Source organism: Rhodovibrio sodomensis (assembly GCF_016583645.1).
In the GTDB taxonomy this organism is placed as follows: Bacteria; Pseudomonadota; Alphaproteobacteria; order Kiloniellales; family Rhodovibrionaceae; genus Rhodovibrio; species Rhodovibrio sodomensis.
In genome coordinates this window covers 1-6446 of record NZ_NRRL01000180.1, presented here as the reverse complement: position 1 = coordinate 6446, position 6446 = coordinate 1, and the positions used below count along the sequence as shown (strand labels likewise).

At 69.7% G+C, this 6446-nt stretch carries 7 protein-coding genes; 2 read left to right on the top strand and 5 right to left on the bottom strand.

Going from position 1 to position 6446, the window contains the following annotated elements:
- Window positions 1-271 precede the first annotated feature (271 nt).
- Together hrcA and grpE are read left to right on the top strand one after the other, a co-directional pair.
- Window positions 272-1339, top strand: coding sequence for a heat-inducible transcriptional repressor HrcA (hrcA, locus tag CKO28_RS26250; protein WP_200344196.1), 1068 nt, complete (start codon window positions 272-274; stop codon window positions 1337-1339).
- Between the two features lie 143 nt (window positions 1340-1482).
- Window positions 1483-2268: a nucleotide exchange factor GrpE gene (grpE, locus tag CKO28_RS26245; protein ID WP_200344194.1), complete on the top strand. Its 786-nt coding sequence runs from the start codon at window positions 1483-1485 to the stop codon at window positions 2266-2268.
- A gap of 257 nt (window positions 2269-2525) precedes the next feature.
- On the opposite strand, the gene CKO28_RS26240 is transcribed toward grpE, so the two are convergent.
- From CKO28_RS26240 to CKO28_RS26220, 5 genes are all read right to left on the bottom strand, one after another.
- The gene (locus tag CKO28_RS26240) at window positions 2526-2942 is read right to left on the bottom strand and encodes a gamma-butyrobetaine hydroxylase family protein (protein ID WP_200344192.1); all 417 of its coding nucleotides are present in this window, start codon (window positions 2940-2942) and stop codon (window positions 2526-2528) included.
- A 278-nt stretch (window positions 2943-3220) separates the two neighbouring features.
- Entirely contained in the window at window positions 3221-3436 is a 216-nt protein-coding gene (locus CKO28_RS26235) for a Trm112 family protein (RefSeq protein WP_200344190.1), read from the bottom strand.
- 331 nt (window positions 3437-3767) lie between these two features.
- Window positions 3768-4529, bottom strand: a complete 762-nt coding sequence (locus CKO28_RS26230; RefSeq protein ID WP_200344188.1) for an LON peptidase substrate-binding domain-containing protein — start codon at window positions 4527-4529, stop codon at window positions 3768-3770.
- A 12-nt stretch (window positions 4530-4541) separates the two neighbouring features.
- Window positions 4542-5486: a tetratricopeptide repeat protein gene (locus CKO28_RS26225; RefSeq protein ID WP_200344186.1), complete on the bottom strand. Its 945-nt coding sequence runs from the start codon at window positions 5484-5486 to the stop codon at window positions 4542-4544.
- Window positions 5487-5845: 359 nt separating this feature from the next.
- Window positions 5846-6446 (bottom strand): prolyl-tRNA synthetase associated domain-containing protein (locus CKO28_RS26220; RefSeq protein WP_338050251.1); only part of this gene is annotated, 601 nt, incomplete at its 5' end.

Genomic DNA, 6446 nt, shown 5'->3' with positions numbered 1-6446 from the left:
AGCCGGGGGTGTCGGACCGGGGGTGTCGGAAACGGCCGCGCCCCGGCGGGTCTGGGCTATCGAGGAAGTCTGGGGCGTCGCGCGCCGCGCAGGCTATCGGATCGGCCCCCGAGCGTCCAGCCGCGCGCCCGGAACGCCCGCGCGCCCGGAACGGCGGTAACCGGTCGTCCCGGCCGGAAGCGCGCCGGCCGGAAGCGCGCCGGGCGTCACGTTGACCGCCTGCCCCGCGCTTCCTATCTTGAAAAGGCAAGTGCAGGTGGTGAGTTTCCCCATGACAGAGCGGCGAGGTGGTCTGAGCGGACGCACCGATCTGAGTGCGTTGGATCAGCGTTCGCGCGAGATCTTCCGGCATATCGTCGATGCCTATGTCGCGACCGGCGCGCCGATCGGCTCGCGCACCCTGGCGCGCCAGCTGGGCATGGGGCTGTCGCCCGCCACGCTGCGCAACACCATGGCGGAGCTGGAGGAACTGGGGCTGCTGTACGCGCCGCACACCTCCGCCGGGCGGCTGCCGACCGACCAGGGGCTGCGGCTGTTCGTCGACGGTCTGTTGGAAAAGGGCAACCTGGATCCGCGCGAGCGCGAGAACATCGAGGCGCGCTGCGCCGCCAGCGGGCGCAGCCTGCCCGACACGATGGCGGAGGCGAGCCGCATGCTCTCCGACCTGTCGAAGTGCGCCGGGCTGGTCGTCGCGCCCAAGTTCGAGGAGCCGCTGAAGCACATCGAGTTCGTCTCGCTCGGCCCCGGCCGGGCGCTGTGCGTCATGGTCACCAACTCCGGCGCGGTCGAGAACCGGATCATCGACGTGCCCATGGGCCTGCCGCCGTCCTCGCTGGTGGAGGCGTCGAACTACCTGTCCAGCAAGCTGGTCGGGCGCACGCTGAGCGAGGCGCAGCGGGTGGTGCAGCAGGAGCTGCAGCAGGAGCGCCAGGAGCTGAACGCCCTGACCCGCCGGCTGGTCGAGCAGGGCGTGGCCGACTGGTCGGAGGCCAACGAGGGCGCGCTGATCGTGCGCGGCCAGGCGCACCTGCTGGAGGACGTGAGCGCGCTCGAGGACCTGGAGAAGGTGCGCAACCTGTTCTCCGCGCTGGAGAAGAAGGAATCGCTGGTCAAGCTGCTCGACCTCGCCGACGACGCGCAAGGCGTGCAGATCTTCATCGGCGCGGAAAGCGAGCTGTTCGGCGCCACCGACTGCTCCATGGTGATCGCGCCGTATGCCAACAGCGACCAGCGCTTCGTCGGCGCGATCGGGGTGATCGGCCCGACCCGGATCGACTACGCCCGGATCATCCCGATGGTCGACTACACCGCCAAGGTGATGAGCCGGCTGGTCGGCTGAGCGCCGGCATCCGCGGTTCCCGCGCGGCGCGGCTTTTCCCGCCCGCACGCCTTTTCATCCGCGCCGCTCATCCACAGATGAGGGAGCGGCGGACACGACGCATGCACCCGACGGAACGGACCAGACCACAACGGACCCGACACATGACGGCGAACAACAACCGCGCGAACGACAAGCACGAGAGCCAGGATCCCAGCGGCCAGAGTCATGAGACAGGCCAGCAGGGCCAGAACGCCGGCGCGGAGCCGGGCGGCCAGGATCCCGAACAGGCCAAGTCCGAGGCGAACGCCAAGGCGGCCGCCCAGGAGGCCGCGCGCCTGGCCGAGGAAGCCGCGCGCAACGCCAACGCCCAGGGCGAGGGCGATCCCGAGGCCGAGGCGCCGGCGGATCCGCGCGCCGAGCTGCAGCAGGAGATCGACGACCTGAAGAACCGCCTGCAGCGCGCCATGGCGGAGACCGAGAACGTCCGCCGGCGCGCCGACCGCGAGCGCCAGGAGGCGATGAAGTACGCCGCCGCGCCGCTCGCCAAGGACCTGCTGGGGGTGGCCGACAACCTGCGCCGCGCGCTTGAGAGCGTGCCGCAGGACAAGGCCGAGCAGGACGAGACGCTGAAGAACCTGCTGTCCGGCGTGCAGATGACCGAGAAGGAACTGGCCGACGCGTTCGACAAGCACAGCATCAAGAAGCTGTCCCCGGCGGCCGGCGAAAAGTTCGACCCGCACTATCACGAGGCGATGTACGAGGTGCCGACCGACGAGCACAAGCCGGGCTCGGTCGTGCACGTCGTGCAGGAAGGCTACATCCTGAACGATCGCCTGCTGCGCCCGGCGCGCGTCGGCGTCGCCAAGGCCGCCGGCGGCCAGAACGGCGGCAGCCAGAACGGCGGCGGCGCCAACGGCCAGGGCGGCAACGTCGATACGCAGGCGTAACGCCGCCCGCCGATTTTATTCGCCGTGGAAACGCCCGCCGCGTGAGATCGCGGCGGGCGTCTTCGCGTGCGATCGCCGCCAAGACACCAAGACACGGAGGGGTGGGCGCCGGACAACTCGTCCCCTCGCCTCCACTGGGAGGAGAGGGCTAGGGAGAGCAGGTAGCCTGCAGCGTCGGCATCGCGGCACCCTCCTCCCCTAACCCCTGCTCCCACTGGAGGAGGGGGATCAGTTATGGCCGGGGAATCAGCTGAAACCTAAGACGACCCCCGCCGCCGCGGCTCGCGGCTGACGCCGCGCTTTTCCAGGGCGTCCAGGTAGCGCTGCCAGATCGCGTCCTTGTTCTCGCCCAGCTGGCGCAGGTAGGCCCAGGAGAAGATGCCGGTGTCGTGCAGGTCGTCGAAGTGGATCTTGACGGCGTAGTTGCCGACCGGCTCGATGTTCATGATGCCGACGTACTTGCGCCCCGAGACGGTCTGCTTTTCGGACGGGCTGTGCCCCTGCACCTCCGCGGACGGACTCTCGACGCGCAGGAATTCCGCCGGATAGACGAACGTGCGCCCATCGTCGAAGTCGACTTCCAGCTCCTTGCGCTCCTTGGCGTAACGGATCTCCAACGGCCAGTGCTGGGTGCCGTAGGGCTGCGCCTCGTCGGACTGGATGTCCTTCGCCATCGCGGACGTGTCCTGATGCTGTAGGTCGCGTAGATGCTGTAGGTCGCGTAAACGCGAGGCGGCCGCGCTATCCCCTCTCCCTTGACGGGAGAGGGACGGGCCCGCGCCCATCTGGGCGTGGCAGGGTGAGGGTGGGACCCCTGGGCACTATCCGAGGAGTTCCACCCTCACCCTGGCCCTCTCCCCTCAAGGGAGAGGGGACCCTCCGCAAGGCCGTGCCGACGCGCATTTATCGACTCAAACAGCTAACCCCGCGCCCAAGCGCCTTCAACCCGGCGCTACTCGTCGATCCGGCGGGCCTCGTCGGGGAGCATGATCGGGATGCCGTCGCGGATCGGATAGGCGAGCTTGGCCTGCCGGCTGATCAGCTCCTGGGCCTTGGCGTCGTAGTCCAGCGGCCCTTTGGTCAGCGGGCAAACCAGGATTTCCAGGAGCTTTGGGTCGACCGCGCTGTCCGCGTGCGGGCCATCGGTGTCGGGCGTTTGGTCGCTCATGTCGGGTCTCGCGCTGTGCCGTCTTAGCGCTACCTGCTGGAAGGCCGACACGGCCTTCCAGCCGAATGTAGCTCTAACTTGGTGAAGCTAGGGCAAGATTCAGCTGAAAGCTGAGTCCGCCTTTCAGCATCTTGCCCTCGGTGCTGGCCGCTATCCTGGCGCGCCGCCGCGCGGGCGTCCAGCGGGGGGCGCGGGTCGGCGGATCCGGGGGCCGACAGCTAGAGCAAGATGCTGAAAGGGGAAGCCACCTTTCAGCTGAATCTTGCTCTCTCTTCAAGCAGCTAGAGCAAAATTCACGATCAAGGTCGGCGCGACCTTGATCGATTTTGCTCTAGTGGCGGGAGGCGGCGCGGCCTTCCGGGGCGGGGCGGTCGAGCACCGCCATTTCCAGGATCGTGGTCATCGTCTCGGCCCGCTGGCTGGCGTCGCGCGCCTCCAGAAGCGCCTGCTTCTCCGCGCTGGAGAACGGGCAGACCATGGCGAGCGAGGTCACCAGCCGGTCGTTCGACGCCTCCCGGATGGCGTCCCAGTCCGCCTCGATGCCCTGCTGCGTGAAGTAATAAGTCAACGCCTCGAGCAGCCGGTCGCGGTCGAAATAGGCCGCCTGCTCCGGGGTCAGGTCGCTGGCGAACGGGCTGTAGTCGGGGACCACCCGGCGGTAGCCGTCCTTCAGCGTCAGCTCCTCCTGAATCCGGAAGCGCAACAAGCCCTTGAGCGTGACCAGATAGCGCCCGTCGTCGGTTTCCGAGAAGGACACGATCCGTCCGGCACAGCCGGTGCGGTAGACCGGCGCCGCGCCGGCGTCGAATCGGGTCTCCTGCGGCTCGGTCGCGGTGTAGCCGGCTTCCTCGTCGTCCTCGACCTCGAAGCTGCCGAACCGCGCCGTCTGGTCCGCGTCGTCCACCGCCGGCTGCACCATTCCGACCAGGCGCTGCGTGCGCAGCGCGTCGCGGACCATGTTCAGGTAGCGCGGCTCGAAAATGTTGAGCGGCAAACGGCCGCCCGGCAGCAGCAGCACGCCGGACAGCGGAAAGATCGGCAGCTCCCCCGGCAGCTCGTCGTATTCGGGATCGAACGGGTGCGACGAAGACATGTGGGTCCTTACTTAGGAAAACAGGATCGACGACAGCCGCCGGCGGGCGCTCAGCGTCACCTCGTCCTTCGGGCCCCAGGCCTCGAAGAACTTGACCAGCTGCTTGCGCGCGGCGTCGTCTTCCCACTCCTTGTTGCGCTTGATGATCTCGAGCAGCTGGTCGCAGGCCTCCTCGCGCTTGCCCGCCGCGTTGTAGCCGAGCGCGAGGTCGTAGCGCGCCTGCAGGTCGTCCGGGTTCTGCTGGACCGCCTGTTCCAGGTCGCCCAGGTCGCCGCGCGCCTTGGCGGTCTCCTCGGCGAGGTCGATCGCCGCCTTGGCCGCGGCCAGCTCGCCCGACTGCTGCATCTCCTCGGTCAGGCTGTCGTAGATCTCGCGCGCGCCCTGGACGTCGTCGTTCGCGAGGTGGCAGCGGATCAGCCCGGCGAGCGCACCGGCGTTCTGCTCGTCGACCTGCAGCACCTGGCCGTAGATCTGCTGGGCGGTCGAGACCTCGCCGGCGTCGAGCGCGCCCTTGGCCTGCTGCAGGGCGTGGTCGATCTGCGCCTGCTGGTCCTGACCGCCGCCGCCCTGCTGGGCGACCTGCTGGACGAACTGCTGGACCTGCTGGGCGTCCGCCTGCGCGCCCGCGAAGCCGTCGTACGGCTGGCCCTGCACGAAGGCGTAGACCGTGGGCAGCGATTGCAGGCGCAGCTGCTGGGCCAGCTGGCGGTTCTGATCGACGTCGACCTTGACCAGCTTGACCGCGCCGCGCTGCTGGCGGACCGCCTGCTCGAGCGCGCTGCCGACGGTCTCCGCCGAGCCGTCGCGCGGGGAGTGGAAGTAGCAGATCACCGGGGTCTGCTGGGACCCTTCGATCACCTTCTGGGTGAAGTCCTGCTGGCCGGCGGTCGTGACCGGATCGCCGGCGCCGCCGGTCTGGCCGCCGCCGCCGCTGTTCTGGCCGATGATGGTTTCCATCGCGTTTGCCCGTCCTATCTGCCGAAGTTGATCGGATGCCGTGTTCGGCGGGTCCGAGGGTCGTCGGTTCTGAGTGGGCCGCGGCGTGCGCGCGATCGCGTCCGCGCGCAGCCGGGCAGGTCGCCTCTTCCGAGAGGGCGCCGCCGGGGCGCGGCGTTCGCTCAGGCGGCGCGGCCCGGTCGGTGCCCCGGCCGTGCCGGCTGGGCCCGCTGCCGGGCGCCGCGCGCCCGTTCGCCGCGGCGTCTGCCTGCGCCGCCGAACGTCTAAATGGCGGCGGGGCGGGGATGTGACAAGTGTCCGAAAGCCCCCGGCCGCCGCGCCGGCGCGCGAGCGGGCCCGGGCCGGCCTCAAGGGCGCGCTCAGGCGAGGTCCAGGTAGCCCGGATCGTGGTCCACCGCCTGCAGGAAGCGCACCAGATCGCCCGGCGCGATGGCGGTGGTCATGGCGTTGTCCAGTGGGTGGAAGTTCAGGCGGTCGTGCGCGTCCAGCATGCCGCGGTCGAGCATCACCTGGACCCGGCCGCCGGTATCGTTCAGCGCCGCGAACGGCGTCACCGCGCCCGGCACCACGCCCAGGTACTGCATCAGCCGGTCGGCGCTGCCGAACGACAGGCGGCCGCTGTCCAGTTGCGCGGCCAGCGCCTTCAGGTCGATCTCCCGGTCCTCCAGGCAGACGACCAGCCACATCCGGCCCTTCTTGTTGCGCAGGAACAGGTTCTTGGTGTGCCCGCCCGGCAGTTCGCCGCGCAGGCGCTTGGCTTCCTCGACCGTGAACACGGGATCGTGCTGCAGCGTCCCGGTCGCGATGCCGAGCGCGCGCAGCTTGGCGAACAGCGCGTCCGACCCGCCGGGCGTGCCGCCGTCGGCCAGCACGCCGGCGCCGCCGACGCCGGCGTGGCTGTTGCTGTCGGCGTGCCGATCGGTTCCGGTGCCGGGCTCGGGCGGGTCGCGGTCGGGCGCA

Coding starts and splice junctions, on each gene's coding strand:
- hrcA (WP_200344196.1), top strand. CDS start 272: ATGACAGAGCGGCGAGGTGGTCTGAGCGGACGCACCGATCTGAGTGCG.
- grpE (WP_200344194.1), top strand. CDS start 1,483: ATGACGGCGAACAACAACCGCGCGAACGACAAGCACGAGAGCCAGGAT.
- CKO28_RS26240 (WP_200344192.1), bottom strand. CDS start 2,942: ATGGCGAAGGACATCCAGTCCGACGAGGCGCAGCCCTACGGCACCCAG.
- CKO28_RS26235 (WP_200344190.1), bottom strand. CDS start 3,436: ATGAGCGACCAAACGCCCGACACCGATGGCCCGCACGCGGACAGCGCG.
- CKO28_RS26230 (WP_200344188.1), bottom strand. CDS start 4,529: ATGTCTTCGTCGCACCCGTTCGATCCCGAATACGACGAGCTGCCGGGG.
- CKO28_RS26225 (WP_200344186.1), bottom strand. CDS start 5,486: ATGGAAACCATCATCGGCCAGAACAGCGGCGGCGGCGGCCAGACCGGC.